Annotated in this window: 14 protein-coding genes; 1 reads left to right on the forward strand and 13 read right to left on the reverse strand. The window is 44.2% G+C overall.

The window, feature by feature from the left end:
- Positions 1-135: 135 nt before the first annotated feature.
- Both recA and pncC read right to left on the reverse strand, forming a co-directional pair.
- Positions 136-1,176: a recombinase RecA gene (recA, locus tag ACFI6G_RS10515; protein WP_010435812.1), complete on the reverse strand. Its 1,041-nt coding sequence runs from the start codon at positions 1,174-1,176 to the stop codon at positions 136-138.
- A 139-nt stretch (positions 1,177-1,315) separates the two neighbouring features.
- Entirely contained in the window at positions 1,316-1,810 is a 495-nt protein-coding gene (gene pncC / locus ACFI6G_RS10520; protein WP_016768194.1) for a nicotinamide-nucleotide amidase, read from the reverse strand.
- A gap of 123 nt (positions 1,811-1,933) precedes the next feature.
- Here pncC and mutS point away from each other — a divergent pair, with 123 nt between their 5' ends.
- On the forward strand, positions 1,934-4,495 hold the full coding sequence (gene mutS / locus ACFI6G_RS10525; RefSeq protein ID WP_462710267.1) for a DNA mismatch repair protein MutS: 2,562 nt from the start codon (positions 1,934-1,936) through the stop codon (positions 4,493-4,495).
- Positions 4,496-4,604: 109 nt separating this feature from the next.
- On the opposite strand, the gene rpoS is transcribed toward mutS, so the two are convergent.
- The 11 genes from rpoS to mazG form a co-directional block, all read right to left on the reverse strand.
- The gene (gene rpoS / locus ACFI6G_RS10530) at positions 4,605-5,585 is read right to left on the reverse strand and encodes an RNA polymerase sigma factor RpoS (protein ID WP_010435803.1); all 981 of its coding nucleotides are present in this window, start codon (positions 5,583-5,585) and stop codon (positions 4,605-4,607) included.
- A gap of 98 nt (positions 5,586-5,683) precedes the next feature.
- Positions 5,684-6,616 carry a murein hydrolase activator NlpD gene (nlpD, locus tag ACFI6G_RS10535; protein WP_016768192.1) on the reverse strand — a complete coding sequence of 311 codons (933 nt, stop codon included), beginning with the start codon at positions 6,614-6,616 and terminating at the stop codon, positions 5,684-5,686.
- A 35-nt stretch (positions 6,617-6,651) separates the two neighbouring features.
- Positions 6,652-7,278: a protein-L-isoaspartate(D-aspartate) O-methyltransferase gene (locus ACFI6G_RS10540; RefSeq protein WP_010435798.1), complete on the reverse strand. Its 627-nt coding sequence runs from the start codon at positions 7,276-7,278 to the stop codon at positions 6,652-6,654.
- Positions 7,279-8,022, reverse strand: a complete 744-nt coding sequence (gene surE, locus ACFI6G_RS10545) for a 5'/3'-nucleotidase SurE (RefSeq protein WP_010435796.1) — start codon at positions 8,020-8,022, stop codon at positions 7,279-7,281.
- A 75-nt stretch (positions 8,023-8,097) separates the two neighbouring features.
- Positions 8,098-9,144: a tRNA pseudouridine(13) synthase TruD gene (gene truD / locus ACFI6G_RS10550; RefSeq protein WP_010435794.1), complete on the reverse strand. Its 1,047-nt coding sequence runs from the start codon at positions 9,142-9,144 to the stop codon at positions 8,098-8,100.
- A gap of 22 nt (positions 9,145-9,166) precedes the next feature.
- The gene (gene ispF / locus ACFI6G_RS10555; protein ID WP_016783764.1) at positions 9,167-9,646 is read right to left on the reverse strand and encodes a 2-C-methyl-D-erythritol 2,4-cyclodiphosphate synthase; all 480 of its coding nucleotides are present in this window, start codon (positions 9,644-9,646) and stop codon (positions 9,167-9,169) included.
- A 2-nt stretch (positions 9,647-9,648) separates the two neighbouring features.
- Positions 9,649-10,350 (reverse strand): 2-C-methyl-D-erythritol 4-phosphate cytidylyltransferase, encoded by a 702-nt coding sequence (ispD, locus tag ACFI6G_RS10560; RefSeq protein WP_010435790.1) that lies wholly within the window; start codon positions 10,348-10,350, stop codon positions 9,649-9,651.
- Positions 10,350-10,631, reverse strand: coding sequence for a cell division protein FtsB (gene ftsB / locus ACFI6G_RS10565; RefSeq protein WP_010435786.1), 282 nt, complete (start codon positions 10,629-10,631; stop codon positions 10,350-10,352). Before ftsB ends, ispD begins: the two co-directional genes overlap by 1 nt.
- 283 nt (positions 10,632-10,914) lie before the next feature.
- Complete coding sequence (gene eno / locus ACFI6G_RS10570; RefSeq protein ID WP_010435783.1) at positions 10,915-12,213, reverse strand: phosphopyruvate hydratase; 1,299 nt, start codon at positions 12,211-12,213, stop codon at positions 10,915-10,917.
- Positions 12,214-12,297: 84 nt separating this feature from the next.
- The gene (locus ACFI6G_RS10575; RefSeq protein ID WP_010435781.1) at positions 12,298-13,938 is read right to left on the reverse strand and encodes a CTP synthase; all 1,641 of its coding nucleotides are present in this window, start codon (positions 13,936-13,938) and stop codon (positions 12,298-12,300) included.
- A gap of 150 nt (positions 13,939-14,088) precedes the next feature.
- The gene (gene mazG / locus ACFI6G_RS10580) at positions 14,089-14,886 is read right to left on the reverse strand and encodes a nucleoside triphosphate pyrophosphohydrolase (protein ID WP_016768190.1); all 798 of its coding nucleotides are present in this window, start codon (positions 14,884-14,886) and stop codon (positions 14,089-14,091) included.
- Positions 14,887-14,984: the final 98 nt, after the last annotated feature.

Here is a 14,984-nt window from a genome sequence, read left to right on the forward strand (position 1 = left end):
CAGGTAACGAGAGAGAGTTGATTAAAGAGATATCCGATAGGCTATTCCAATAAAAAAGCCCCGCAAAATATGCGAGGCTTTAAATTCTTTCCAAGTGAATGCTTATTTCAAGCATTCACTTTATAAAACGTTAGCTTATAGCTCTTCGCTTTCTTCTTCTTTCTCTGCGCCCTTCTCTTCAAGAACAGCAGGAGTTAATAACAACTCACGAAGTTTAGTATCGATCTCAAGAGCAACCTCTGGGTTTTCACGTAGGTATTTACCAGCGTTAGCTTTACCTTGACCGATCTTGTCGCCCTTGTAGCTGTACCAAGCGCCTGCTTTTTCTACTAGCTTATTCTTAACACCTAGGTCGATAAGCTCGCCTTCACGGTTGAAGCCTTTGCCATAAAGAATTTGAGTTTCAGCTTGTTTGAATGGTGCAGCAATCTTGTTCTTAACAACCTTGATACGCGTTTCATTACCAACAACTTCATCACCATCCTTAATCGCACCTGTACGGCGAATATCAAGACGAACAGATGCGTAGAACTTAAGCGCATTACCACCAGTTGTTGTTTCTGGATTACCGAACATCACACCAATCTTCATACGAATTTGGTTAATGAAGATAGCCATACAATTAGACTGCTTAAGGTTACCTGTTAGCTTGCGCATTGCTTGAGAAAGCATACGAGCTTGAAGACCCATGTGGCTATCGCCCATTTCGCCTTCAATTTCCGCTTTAGGTGTCAGTGCAGCTACTGAGTCAATAACAAGAACGTCGATAGCACCTGAACGAGCTAGAGCGTCACAGATTTCTAATGCTTGCTCACCCGTATCAGGTTGAGAAACAAGAAGCGCGTCGATATCAACACCAAGCTTCTGAGCGTAAATAGGGTCAAGTGCGTGCTCCGCATCAACGAATGCACACGTTTTACCTACTTTCTGTGCTGCAGCAATAAGCTCAAGCGTTAACGTTGTTTTACCTGATGATTCTGGGCCGTAAACTTCAACGATACGACCCATTGGAAGGCCACCAGCACCTAGTGCGATATCTAGAGATAGAGAACCTGTAGAAATAGTTTCTACGTCCATTGTGCGGTTGTCACCAAGACGCATGATCGAACCTTTACCAAATTGTTTTTCAATCTGACCAAGGGCTGCGGCTAACGCTTTTTGTTTATTCTCGTCCATTTCTATCTCCACATAATCGGTTGTCTCAACAAGCGATTTAGAATCTATTTCTAACCCACATAGGGGTGACTAATTGGCTTTCATTATACTGTTGATTCATACAGTGTCTATACCTGTGTGAAAATAATTTGTACAAATGTTATCTGTCTTCCATTGAGAGGTAATCATAAATAACTTGCAGGGCATGGTGCGTCGCTTGTTGGCGTACTTGTGATCTATCACCTGTAAATACATTCGTTTCTACTTTATTCCACCCATCACAGGCCTTCCAAGCAAAACACACCGTCCCTACAGGTTTATCTTCCGAGCCACCACCAGGACCGGCAATACCACTTATCGATACCGAAATTGTGCCATTTGAATTTTGCAACGCACCATCAGCCATTTCTATTACTACAGGCTCACTGACAGCACCAAACTTAACTAAGGTTTCAGACTGAACACCGATCATCTCTTGCTTTGCTTCATTACTGTAGGTCACAAAGGCGCGATCAAACCATGCTGAACTTCCAGCAATATCTGTAATAGCGGTCGCTACACCTCCACCAGTGCAAGATTCAGCCGTCACTAAGATATGTTGGTGTTTAGCGAGTAAATGTCCAAGCTGTTCACTAAGAACTTGAATCGTATACATCATCGGCTCCCTTTATCTACGGTCATATCATTTGGATTTGCATCTTTTCGCATGTGTCGCTTTTCGCACGAAACGCTTTCACGTATCCTAAGCCGCAATAGAAATAAACGAAAGAAGTTAACTGTGAAAGCCGATCAAAAACATACTCCCATGATGCAGCAGTATCTGAAACTCAAAGCAGAAAACCCAGAAATTCTGCTGTTCTATCGCATGGGCGATTTCTACGAGCTTTTCTACGATGACGCTAAAAAAGCCTCTCAACTACTCGATATTTCACTGACTAAGCGTGGCTCTTCAAATGGTGAGCCAATTCCTATGGCGGGTGTTCCATACCATGCTGTTGAAGGGTATCTTGCGAAGTTAGTGCAGTTGGGCGTGTCCGTAGCAATTTGTGAGCAGATTGGTAATCCAGCAACTTCAAAGGGCCCTGTTGAGCGCGCGGTTGTGCGTATCGTGACACCGGGTACCGTAACCGACGAAGCCCTGCTTTCTGAGCGAGTCGACAACTTAATCGCCGCTATTTACCACCACAATGGTAAATTTGGCTACGCGACGCTTGATATTACTTCTGGTCGATTCCAGCTATGTGAGCCGGAAACCGAAGAAGCAATGGCGGCAGAATTGCAGAGAACGTCACCACGTGAACTGCTATTCCCTGAAGATTTCGAACCTGTAAATTTGATGGCAAGTCGTAATGGCAATCGCCGTCGTCCAGTATGGGAATTTGAATTAGATACAGCTAAGCAACAACTCAATCAACAATTTGGTACTCGCGATCTTGTTGGCTTTGGCGTAGAAAATGCGAAGCTCGGTTTGTGTGCTGCGGGTTGTCTGATCCAATACGTTAAAGATACCCAACGAACAGCCCTTCCGCATATCCGTTCACTCACAATGGATAAGCAAGATCACTCAGTGATCCTTGATGCGGCAACTCGCCGTAACCTAGAGATCACTCAAAACTTATCGGGCGGCACTGATAATACCCTTGCCGAAGTGCTTGATCACACCGCAACCGCTATGGGCAGTCGTATGCTTAAGCGTTGGTTACATCAACCAATGCGCAATATCTCAGCACTCGATCAGCGCCTAGACGCGATAGGTGAAATGAAAGATTTGGCTCTATTCACAGAGCTACAACCAACCTTAAAACAGATCGGTGATATCGAACGCATTCTTGCTCGATTAGCACTTCGTTCAGCGCGTCCTCGCGATATGGCTCGTCTTCGCCAAGCAATGGAATACTTACCAGAGCTTGCTGAAACACTGACGCAACTTAAACACCCATATCTTACTCAACTTGCTCAATATGCTTCTCCTTTGGGTGAAGTTTCTGAACTACTTGAGCGTGCGATCAAAGAAAACCCACCGGTGGTTATCCGAGATGGTGGTGTGATTGCAGAAGGCTATAATACCGAGTTAGACGAATGGCGTGACCTTGCAGCGGGCGCAACAGAGTTTCTTGACAAGCTTGAGCAAGAAGAGCGTGAACGCCATGGCATCGACACGCTTAAAGTTGGCTACAACAACGTACACGGATTCTTCATTCAAGTAAGCCGCGGGCAGAGCCACCTTGTGCCACCACACTATGTTCGCCGTCAAACGCTTAAAAATGCAGAACGCTACATTATTCCCGAGCTAAAAGAGCATGAAGATAAAGTCCTCAACTCAAAATCGAAAGCCCTGGCTATCGAGAAGCAGTTGTGGGAAGAGTTATTTGATTTGTTACTGCCTTATCTAGAGCAACTGCAAAATATCGCTTCTTCTGTATCTCAGCTTGATGTTCTGCAAAACTTAGCGGAACGTGCAGACACTCTTGATTACTGCCGTCCAACGATGACAGAGTCAGCTGGTGTGCAAATTCAAGCAGGTCGTCATCCTGTAGTGGAACAAGTGATGGACGAACCTTTCATTGCGAACCCTATCGACCTCAATGATCAACGTAAAATGCTGATCATCACAGGTCCAAACATGGGTGGTAAGTCGACCTACATGCGTCAGACCGCACTCATTGCGCTGATGGCTCATATCGGTTGTTATGTACCAGCAGAAAGCGCGACGATTGGCTCTATCGACCGTATCTTTACGCGTATTGGCGCATCGGATGATTTAGCTTCGGGTCGTTCAACTTTCATGGTTGAGATGACAGAGACCGCGAATATTCTGCATAACGCTACACCAAATAGCCTTGTGCTAATGGATGAGATCGGCCGCGGCACCAGCACTTATGATGGCCTATCACTGGCTTGGGCAAGTGCTGAATGGCTAGCTAATCAAATCAATGCGATGACACTATTTGCAACGCACTACTTTGAACTAACTGAACTGCCTAACCAACTTCCAACCTTAGCGAACGTACACTTAGACGCAGTTGAACACGGTGACAGCATTGCCTTTATGCACGCAGTGCAAGAAGGTGCTGCAAGTAAATCTTACGGCCTCGCTGTAGCTGGATTGGCTGGTGTACCTAAAGCGGTCATCAAGAATGCACGCACGAAGCTGACTCAGTTAGAGTCATTGAGTATCGACTCTCCAACCTCAAAGCCAAGCGGCGTCGATATAGCGAACCAACTGAGCCTGATACCTGAACCAAGTGAAGTAGAACAAGCACTGGCGAATGTTGATCCTGATGATCTAACCCCTCGCCAAGCATTAGAAGAGCTCTACCGCTTGAAGAAACTACTCTAATTAAAATAACCAAGCGCTGTGTTTTCTAGCTAAGATAGAGCTAGACCAAAAACTAAAAAACGCTGACATTTGGTCAGCGTTTTATTATTTCGAGATCGTGGAATATCGTTTAGTCGTTTTCAACGTTAAACAGGTTTTCCATGTTCAGACCTTGCTTGATCAGAATCTCTCGTAGACGGCGAAGACCTTCAACTTGGATTTGACGAACACGTTCACGAGTCAGGCAGATTTCACGGCCTACTTCTTCTAACGTTGACGGTTCATAGCCAAGTAGTCCAAAGCGACGTGCAAGCACCTCTTTCTGTTTCGGGTTCAGCTCATCTAGCCAGAAAATCAACGAGTTCTTGATATCGCTATCTTGAGTTGAAACCTCAGGATCGGAATTGTTGATGTCCGGAATAATATCCAACAGTGCTTTCTCACCGTCACCACCAATTGGCGTATCAACGGAGCTCACTCGCTCGTTTAAACGAAGCATCTTGCTCACATCACCAACTGGCTTGTCTAGCTTAGTAGCAATTTCTTCAGCCGTTGGTTCATGGTCAAGCTTTTGTGATAACTCTCTTGCTGTACGTAGGTAGATGTTCAGCTCTTTCACAACATGGATTGGCAAACGGATGGTGCGAGTCTGATTCATTAAAGCACGTTCAATGGTTTGACGAATCCACCATGTCGCGTAAGTTGAAAAGCGGAAACCTCGCTCTGGGTCAAACTTCTCTACGGCGCGAATCAAGCCTAGGTTGCCTTCTTCAATTAGATCGAGAAGTGCCAAACCACGGTTGCTATAACGACGAGATATTTTAACCACCAAACGCAGGTTACTTTCAATCATGCGTTTGCGGGCCGCTTCATCACCGCGTAGAGCTCGACGTGCATAAAGCACTTCTTCTTCAGCGGTTAGTAGTGGTGAGAAACCAATTTCGCCTAAGTAGAGTTGAGTAGCATCTAAACTTTTAGACGTAACTTCAGCTTCTTCTTTCGCTTCGGTTTTCTTAGTGACTGTTCGTTTTGCTTTTCCAAGTGTTTCCGATTCCGTGGTTACTTGGTTAAGATCGAACTCTTCTTTGGTTACTGCATTGCTTATACTCATAACGCCTCCCCCTGGCGAAATTAGCATGACATCACAACTTTATATGTCGCTAAATGACTATGTCACTCCATACAATATGTATTATTTGCATATTGTATTTAAGGCAAATATCGTTTTGGATTAACGGACTTACCTTGGTAACGAATCTCAAAGTGCAGCCTAACACTGCTGGCTCCAGAGCTTCCCATTGTTGCAATCTTCTGCCCTGGTTTCACACTTTGCCCTTCAGATACTAATAGTCGGTCGTTATGCGCGTATGCACTTAAGTAATTATCATTATGCTTCACAATCACTAGATTGCCGTAGCCTCGTAATGCATTACCCGAATAAACAACCGTTCCCCCTGCAGTAGATACTATTGGCTGACCTCGCTGTCCTGCTATGTCTATGCCTTTATTTCCTTGTTCGCCTACAGAGAAATTCTTGATTACTCTCCCTTTAGTTGGCCATAACCATTTGGATACTTTATCACTTGTTGGTTTGGTGGACGGTGTAACATTCTGTTTACCTTTAGAACCAACATACTCCTTTGATTTGGATTGTTCAACCTTCTTTGGTGGATCTTTTTTAACCACTTTAGTCGTAGTTTGAGTTGGCGCAGGTTTAGAGTTTTTACTCTTTTTAGGCGTAGTTTTAGGGGTACTTGCTGTCGATGACGTAGTGGATGCCGATGATGTAGTGGATGCCGCGACAGGCGCAGCAACTGCTGCAACCGCCACTGTTGATTTACCATACGCTGGTGCGCTGTAGCTCGGGCGCCACAACTTAAGCTTCTGCCCTGGGTGGATTGTATAAGGAGCAGAGAGCTTGTTATAACTAACTAAATCGTTAACGTCTTTGTTCGTCACATAAGCAATAAAATAAAGCGTATCGCCTTTTTTCACTTCGTAGTAACTACCGCGATAGCTGCCACGATCAATCGAAGAGTATTTTTTATTTAAGCTTGAAACTGGCGCAGGCGAATTCGCTGCACACCCAACAAGGGCACAGCTAAGTAGTAAAGCACTTACTTTTAACAACTTCGAACGCATCGACTCTCTACCCACCTACACCATTAGTCTTGTTATTAAGCTAGTTCACCGGGAACAAGAGGTACAAATCTCACCATCTCGATCACGCTCGATAAAAACTCGTCACCATGGCGAACAATCTTCAACAATTGTTGTTCGTCATCACCAACAGGGATTAATAAACGGCCGCCATCTTTCAACTGCTGTAAAAGAGCCTGAGGAATCGACTCTGCAGCTGCGGTGACAATAATCGCATCAAAAGGCGCCTTGGAAGACCATCCTTGCCAGCCATCACCATGTTTGGTTGAAATATTGTAGAAATCGAGTTGCTTCAACCTGCGTTTAGCATCCCATTGTAGAGACTTTATTCGTTCAACCGAATACACATGGTCAACAAGTTGAGCTAGTACAGCGGTTTGATAACCAGAACCCGTGCCAATTTCCAAAACACGGCTATCTTGTTGTAGTTCAAGTAACTCTGTCATTTTAGCAACGATGTACGGCTGAGAGATCGTCTGCCCTTGTCCAATAGGCAGCGCATTATTATCATAAGCTTGATGATGCATCGCCTGCGACAAAAAACTCTCTCTTGGTAATTGGTAAATCGCATCAAGCACTTTCTGATCTTGAATGCCATTTTCAATCAGAAAAGTAACTAAGCGCTCTGCTTGTGGATTACTCACTTACTTCTCTCCTAACCATGTCGCCATCGCACCCAACGACTCATGCGCCGTTAAATCAACCTGTAGCGGTGTTACCGATACAAAACCATGCTCTATCGCATAAAAGTCCGTACCTTCACCAGCATCTTGTTCTTTTCCCGGAGGACCAAGCCAATAAATATCATGCCCGCGAGGATCTTTCTGCTTAATCATATCTTCAGCATGATGACGAGCTCCTAAGCGCGTCACTTGAGTACCAGACAGTTGATCCAAGGCTAAGTCAGGAACATTAATGTTTAGTAGGCGATTGGTCGGGATTGGATTTGCTAAATGTTGTTCGACGATACGACGAGCAATAACTGCCGCTGTCTTAAAATGTTTTTTTCCAACCAGAGAAAACGCCACTGACTGAACACCTAAAAAGTGCCCTTCCATTGCTGCTGCTACTGTACCTGAATAAAGCACATCATCACCAAGGTTAGCACCGTGATTAATACCCGTTAAAACCAGATCAGGCATCTCATTTTTGAGTAGTTCATTTAACGCAAAATGCACACAATCTGTTGGTGTCCCTTGTACCGAATAGGTATTTTCAGCAATCTCTTGAACACGAAGAGGTTGTTCTAAAGTTAATGAATTTGAAGCTCCCGAACGATTACGATCAGGTGCAACAATGATAATTTCAGCAAGATCACGTAATTCATTTGCCAGCTCATGAATACCTTGAGCGTGCACACCATCATCGTTGCTGAGTAAAATCTTCATCTTGTTTCCTTTCTTTTGTTCCATGCCAAGTGACTCAAATTCCCATATCAAGCCACTTAGCTCCAAACTGAATCATTACTGCTCGTAGCTTCTCTCTACGTGAACTTCTTCGACAAGTTCACGAACGATAGCGGTAGCAAAACAACCCGCATCAAGAGAAAACTTAAGAGTAATATTATCTTCGTCCACTTCCCAAGTTAAACCAGTAGGCTTCAACGAAGCTTCACGGCGATCATGGCGCATGCGGTTACCGCAAATAAGCGCCATTAGATCCGGTTCAGCATCAAGGTGTTTTTGCTCTAAAGCTTGAGACGCATCAATTGTAGGTAACGCATTATCTCCAGCCAAAGCAACCGTAATAAACGAAGAGCCGTTCTCGATGTCTTGATTTACCGCTTCGATATTATCCGCAGTTACCACTAGTTGAGCACCGTCTTTCACGACAATATCGCCAACCAGTGCCGATGCAAACGCATCTTGCTTGATACGGTCTGAAAGGATCAGGTTGTAAATCCAAGAACGAGCTGCAGAAAGGTACAAGCTGCGCTTATTCTGATTACGCGTACGAACATTTTCACGCCCCCAACGTCGAGCTTCAGATAAGTTGTTACCTTCATTACCAAAACGCTGAGCTCCGAAGTAATTTGGCACGCCGACTTGAGCGACTTTTTCTAAACGCTTTACCACATCATCACAATCAGTTACTTCAGACAAAGTCAGCTCAAATTGGTTGCCAACTAAATCACCTGGACGTAACTTTTTGTTGTGTCGTGCCATCGCCAAGATCTCAATGCTTGGATACTGTGCTAAGAAATCTGAAAAGTCAGGCTGACCTTTAGGTAGGTGTACGCTCAACCATTGCTCGGTAACCGCGTGACGGTCTTTCAAACCAGCCCAACTCACGTCCTTCGACTTAACACCACATGCTTTAGCCAGCTCATTTGCTACGAAGCTCGTGTTTTCACCAGTTTTACGAATACGAACCATTAGGTGTTCGCCTTCACCAGTAAACTCAAAACCTAAGTCTTCATTAACGACAAAGTGTTCGGCTTTTGCTTTTAGTTTTGCTTTCGCAGTTGGTTTACCGTTTAGGTAAGCCAATGAAGATAAAATATCTGACATGCTGTTCTTTTCGTGTTGGTGCTTACGCACTTTTAGTAATTAGGACTACCGCTTCACATGCGATGCCCTCTTTGCGACCTGTAAAACCTAAACGCTCAGTAGTCGTCGCTTTTACATTCACATTGCCAATGCTGGTTTCTAAATCTTGTGCAATAGCTTGGCACATAGAGTCTATATGAGGAGCCATTTTAGGCGCTTGCGCCATGATAGTAATATCTGCATTACCAATCACATAACCTTGCTCTTTTACTCGACGGTACACATCTTTAAGCAATTCACGACTATCTACGCCTTTCCATTCATCATCCGTATCAGGGAAATGACGACCAATATCACCCGCTGCAATTGAACCCAGTAAAGCATCGCATAATGCGTGTAGGGCAACATCACCGTCTGAGTGTGCGATAAGCCCTTGCTCGTAAGGAATACTAACGCCACCAATAATTACCGGGCCTTCACCACCAAACTTATGTACATCAAAGCCGTGACCAATACGAATCATCATTATTCCTTATTCTGACTTAAATAAAACTCAGCCAAAGCTAAATCTTCAGGCTGAGTAATCTTAAAATTATCTGAACGCCCCGCTATTAAGGCTGGAGATAAACCTTTCCACTCAAAAGCAGAGGCTTCATCTGTAATTGAAACACCTTGCTCTAACGCCTGACTCAATGCGTTACGTAAAGGCTTAGTTCGAAACATTTGTGGTGTAAGGGCGTGCCATAAATCGGCTCGATCAACGGTATGCTCAACCTGCCCTTGGGCACCTCGCTTCATCGTATCGCGAACAGGCGCAGCTAAAATAGCCCCTACCTCATGGTTCATCGCACCTGAAATCAACTTGTCGATATCACTCAATTGAACACAAGGTCTTGCTGCATCGTGGACCATAACCCAATCACCGAGTTGCTGTCGCGCGATATAATCTAAGGCAGAGAGCACGGAATCAGCTCTCTCGCTCCCACCAGACACTCTGAGCACTTGTGGATTATGATTAAGCGTAAGCTCTGGGTAGTAAGGATCATCGTCACTAACCGCAACCACAATTTGCGACACTTGTGGATGAGAAAGTAACTTCTCAACGGTGTGCTCTAAAATGGTTGTGCCGTGAATCTTAAGATATTGCTTAGGTCGGTCAGCCTTCATTCGGCTACCAATACCAGCTGCTGGTACGACCGCTACAACGCTTTGAAGTTGTGTAGACATTAATGAGATTCCTCACCAATTATGCGGTAAAACGTTTCGCCTTCTTTCACCATCCCAAGCTCATGACGAGCACGCTCTTCTATTGCGTCTAAGCCTTGGCGCAGATCATCAATCTCAGCAAACATTTCTGCATTTCGAATATGCAGCTTTTCATTTACTTGTTGTTGAACTTGGATTTCGTTGTTCACACCGTAGTAATCAGAAATACCATTTTTACCGAGCCACAGTGTATGTTGTAGCCAGCCAAACACTATGAGCAGTACTAAAGCAAAAATTCGCATAACACCTTTCGCCGGTTGAAAAAGAAGGAACTAGAATAAGGCACATATATACCATAATGCGCTTATTGGTGCGAGATATGTGGAGCTAGGGAATAAATAAGTCGGGGGACTATTATTGTTCGTAACACGCGATGAGATTATCAACGCCCTCCTCCGTAGGTCTCGAGAATGACGAATTGTAGGTATAAAAAGGACAGTTTAATAAGTTCACTTTTATACAGGCAAAAAAATACCCCGCATAAGCGAGGCATTTAAAAAGCTTAGATGAATAATTCGCTAGGAATTATTGACCTTTAACTTCTTTAAGACCGTTGAAAGGAGCTTTAGAACCTAGAGCTTCTTCGATACGGATAAGTTGGTTGTACTTAGCAACACGGTCAGAACGGCTCATAGAACCAGTTTTGATTTGACCTGCAGCTGTACCTACCGCTAGATCAGCGATAGTTGCATCTTCAGTTTCGCCAGAACGGTGAGAGATTACTGCAGTGTAGCCAGCGTCTTTAGCCATCTTGATAGCAGCTAAAGTCTCTGTTAGAGAACCGATTTGGTTGAACTTGATAAGGATAGAGTTAGCTACGCCTTTCTCGATACCTTCAGCAAGGATCTTAGTGTTTGTAACGAACAGATCGTCACCAACGATTTGAAGCTTGTCGCCTAGAAGTTCAGTTTGGTGCTTGAAGCCATCCCAATCTGACTCATCAAGACCGTCTTCGATAGAAACGATTGGGAAGTTGTTCGCTAGCTCAGCTAGGTAGTGGTTGAACTCTTCAGAGGTGAAAGTTTTACCTTCGCCCTTCATGTTGTAGATACCAGCTTCTTTGTCGAAGAACTCAGATGCTGCACAGTCCATAGCAAGAGTAACGTCTTTACCTAGTTCGTAACCAGCAGCTGCAACAGCTTCTGCGATAACTTCTAGAGCTTCAGCGTTAGACTTAAGGTTAGGAGCGAAACCACCTTCATCACCAACTGCAGTGCTGTAGCCTTTAGACTTAAGAACTTTAGCTAGGTTGTGGAATACTTCAGCGCCGATACGTAGACCTTCTTTAAGAGTTTTAGCGCCAACTGGTTGGATCATGAACTCTTGGATGTCAACGTTGTTATCTGCGTGCTCACCACCGTTGATGATGTTCATCATTGGTAGAGGCATAGAGAACTGACCAGCAGTACCGTTTAGCTCAGCAATGTGCTCGTATAGAGGCATGCCTTTCGCAGCAGCAGCAGCTTTTGCGTTAGCTAGAGATACAGCTAGGATAGCGTTCGCGCCAAACTTAGACTTGTTATCAGTACCGTCTAGGTCAAGCATGATTTGGTCAACGTCAGCTTGTGCTTTAGCGTCAGAACCTACTAGAGCTTCAGCGATTGGGCCGTTTACAGCTTCAATAGCTTTAAGAACACCTTTACCTAGGAAACGTGATTTGTCGCCGTCACGTAGCTCAAGAGCTTCGCGAGAACCAGTAGATGCGCCAGATGGAGCAGCAGCCATACCTACGAAACCGCCTTCTAGGTGTACTTCAGCTTCTACAGTTGGGTTACCACGTGAATCGATGATTTCACGACCTAGAACTTTAACGATCTTAGACATTGAATGTTTCCTTCTCGTTGAATATATATAAATGTCAAATTTAAAAGGTAGCAGCACAACTTACGCAGCTACCTGTATTCCTTTTTACTTTTCTAATTCGCCGCGCTGATATTCACCAGCTGCTTTAACGAAACCTGCAAACAATGGGTGACCATCGCGAGGTGTTGAAGTGAACTCTGGGTGGAATTGAGCAGCAACGAACCATGGGTGGTTCGGGTTCTCAATAACTTCAACCAGTTTCTTGTCCGCAGATAGACCTGATACTTTTAGGCCCGCTTTTTCAATTTGTGGACGAAGATTATTGTTCACTTCGTAACGGTGACGGTGACGTTCATGGATCGTCGCGCTACCGTATAATTCGTAAGCCTTAGTACCTTTAGCAAGGTGACAAAGCTGTGAACCTAGACGCATAGTACCACCTAGGTCGGATTTTTCAGTACGTTCTTCAACTTTACCTTCGCCGTCGATCCATTCAGTGATTAGGCCAACAACAGGGTATTTAGTTTCCTTACAGAATTCAGAAGAGTGTGCTCCTTCCATCTTCGCAACGTTACGAGCGTACTCAATAAGAGCAACTTGCATACCCAGACAGATACCTAAGTAAGGTACTTTGTTTTCACGAGCGTATTGAGCAGCAAGAATCTTACCTTCAACACCACGATCGCCAAAGCCACCAGGAACTAGGATTGCGTCTAGGCCTTCTAAAATTTCTACGCCTTTTGACTCAACATCTTGAGAGTCTACGTATTTAATTGTGACGCTTAGGCGGTTTTTCAAGCCTGCGTGCTTAAGTGCTTCGTTTACTGATTTGTATGCATCAGGTAGTTCAATGTACTTACCAACCATACCAATCGTCACTTCACCCGTTGGGTTAGCTTCTTCGTAAATTACTTGTTCCCACTCAGACAGATCAGCTTCTGGTGCATTGATACCGAAACGCGTACACACAAGATCATCAATGCCTTGTGCACGGATTAACTGTGGGATCTTGTAGATAGAATCTACGTCTTTCATCGAGATAACGGCTTTTTCTTGTACATTACAGAAAAGAGCAATTTTCTTACGTTCGTTTGCTGGGATAACACGATCTGAACGACAAACTAGGATGTCAGGTTGGATACCGATAGAAAGTAGCTCTTTTACAGAGTGTTGCGTTGGCTTAGTTTTCACTTCACCTGCAGCCGCTAGGTAAGGAACTAGAGTTAAGTGCATGAACATTGCGCGTTCACGACCTAATTCGACAGCTAGCTGACGAATCGCTTCCATGAATGGTAGAGATTCGATGTCACCAACAGTACCACCAACTTCAACAAGCGCGATATCGTGGCCTTTAGCACCAGAGATTACGCGTTCTTTAATAGAGTTAGTAATATGAGGGATAACCTGGATTGTTGCACCTAGGTAATCACCGCGACGTTCATTACGTAGAACGTCAGCATAAACACGACCTGCTGTGAAGTTGTTACGCTTAGTCATCTTGGTGCGAATGAATCGCTCGTAGTGACCAAGGTCAAGGTCAGTTTCAGCGCCATCTTCCGTAACGAACACTTCACCGTGTTGAGTCGGGCTCATAGTGCCTGGATCAACGTTGATGTAAGGGTCAAGCTTCATCATAGTCACTTTAAGACCACGAGCTTCTAAAATAGCCGCAAGAGATGCTGCTGCAATACCTTTACCTAGAGAGGATACAACCCCGCCAGTAACAAAAATGTAATTTGTCGTCATGTTTAACCTGAAATTGGTTGAATGAGGGAAATGGATTACTTCTGGACGGGATGAAAATATACCAGAAGCCCCTTATCGCCACAACGTGAAATCTATCACACTGCTATTTTTTATTTTTTGCTTCAAATCAATTCATGATAAATGCTTTGGTTATCTTTTCTCCGCCACTTTGACTTCATCCCACATAGAATCAAGCTGTTGTAGTGAAAAATCGGTTAAATCCTTATCTTGTTGGCGAACTATTTGTTCGACGCCTTTAAAACGTCGTGAAAATTTCAGGTTTGCTTTTGTCAGAGCCGATTCCGGATTTTTTCCCAGATGTCGGACCAAATTAACCGTCGCAAACAGTAAATCACCCAACTCTTCTTCAACCAGGTCTTCATTTGGTGTCACTTGAAGCGCTTCTTCTAGCACCTCATCGACTTCCTCTAAAACCTTATCTGCAACTGGACCGATAGAGTCCCAATCAAAGCCGTATTTTGCGACTTGTTTTTGAATCTTTGTAGCACGCGAAAGTGCAGGCAGAGAGTTTGGTATTGAGTCTAGAATACTTTCCTGAGTTTTTCCTGCCTCGGCTTTTTCTTTGGCCTTTTCAGCTTCCCAGTTAGCATTAATTTCTTCATCACTTGCAAATTCGGTATCAGAAAAAACATGCGGATGGCGGCGTGTTAGTTTCTCATTGATACCGTCGACCACATCAGAGAACTCAAACAAGCCCTGCTCTTTTGCTAATTGGCTGTAGAAGATTACCTGAAACAACAAGTCACCCAACTCTTCTTGCAGGTTCGGCCAGTCTTTGTTGTGAATCGCGTCCACCACCTCATATGTTTCTTCGATAGTATGCGGCACAATTGTTTCAAAGTTTTGTTTCAAATCCCAAGGACAGCCACCTTCAGGATCGCGCAGCTTAGTCATAATCTGTTCAAGTTGTTCAATCGGGTGATTCATCGTTTTCTTCCTATTCACTGTCTTTGATTTTTTAAATTTATAGCTTCACTGAAACTAAAAGGTACTCAAACTAAAAGATATTAGAACTAAAAAAGGTG

The sequence above is a fragment of the Vibrio sp. PSi01 genome (assembly GCF_054960695.1).

Excerpts from the sequence above, each read along its gene's own strand:
- eno (WP_010435783.1), bottom strand. The coding sequence starts at position 12,213 with ATGTCTAAGATCGTTAAAGTTCTAGGTCGTGAAATCATCGATTCACGT.
- ispD (WP_010435790.1), bottom strand. The coding sequence starts at position 10,350 with ATGTCTACACAACTTCAAAGCGTTGTAGCGGTCGTACCAGCAGCTGGT.
- pncC (WP_016768194.1), bottom strand. The coding sequence starts at position 1,810 with ATGTATACGATTCAAGTTCTTAGTGAACAGCTTGGACATTTACTCGCT.
- ispF (WP_016783764.1), bottom strand. The coding sequence starts at position 9,646 with ATGATTCGTATTGGTCACGGCTTTGATGTACATAAGTTTGGTGGTGAA.
- rpoS (WP_010435803.1), bottom strand. The coding sequence starts at position 5,585 with ATGAGTATAAGCAATGCAGTAACCAAAGAAGAGTTCGATCTTAACCAA.
- ftsB (WP_010435786.1), bottom strand. The coding sequence starts at position 10,631 with ATGCGAATTTTTGCTTTAGTACTGCTCATAGTGTTTGGCTGGCTACAA.
- surE (WP_010435796.1), bottom strand. The coding sequence starts at position 8,022 with ATGAAGATTTTACTCAGCAACGATGATGGTGTGCACGCTCAAGGTATT.
- mazG (WP_016768190.1), bottom strand. The coding sequence starts at position 14,886 with ATGAATCACCCGATTGAACAACTTGAACAGATTATGACTAAGCTGCGC.
- truD (WP_010435794.1), bottom strand. The coding sequence starts at position 9,144 with ATGTCAGATATTTTATCTTCATTGGCTTACCTAAACGGTAAACCAACT.
- nlpD (WP_016768192.1), bottom strand. The coding sequence starts at position 6,616 with ATGCGTTCGAAGTTGTTAAAAGTAAGTGCTTTACTACTTAGCTGTGCC.
- ACFI6G_RS10575 (WP_010435781.1), bottom strand. The coding sequence starts at position 13,938 with ATGACGACAAATTACATTTTTGTTACTGGCGGGGTTGTATCCTCTCTA.
- recA (WP_010435812.1), bottom strand. The coding sequence starts at position 1,176 with ATGGACGAGAATAAACAAAAAGCGTTAGCCGCAGCCCTTGGTCAGATT.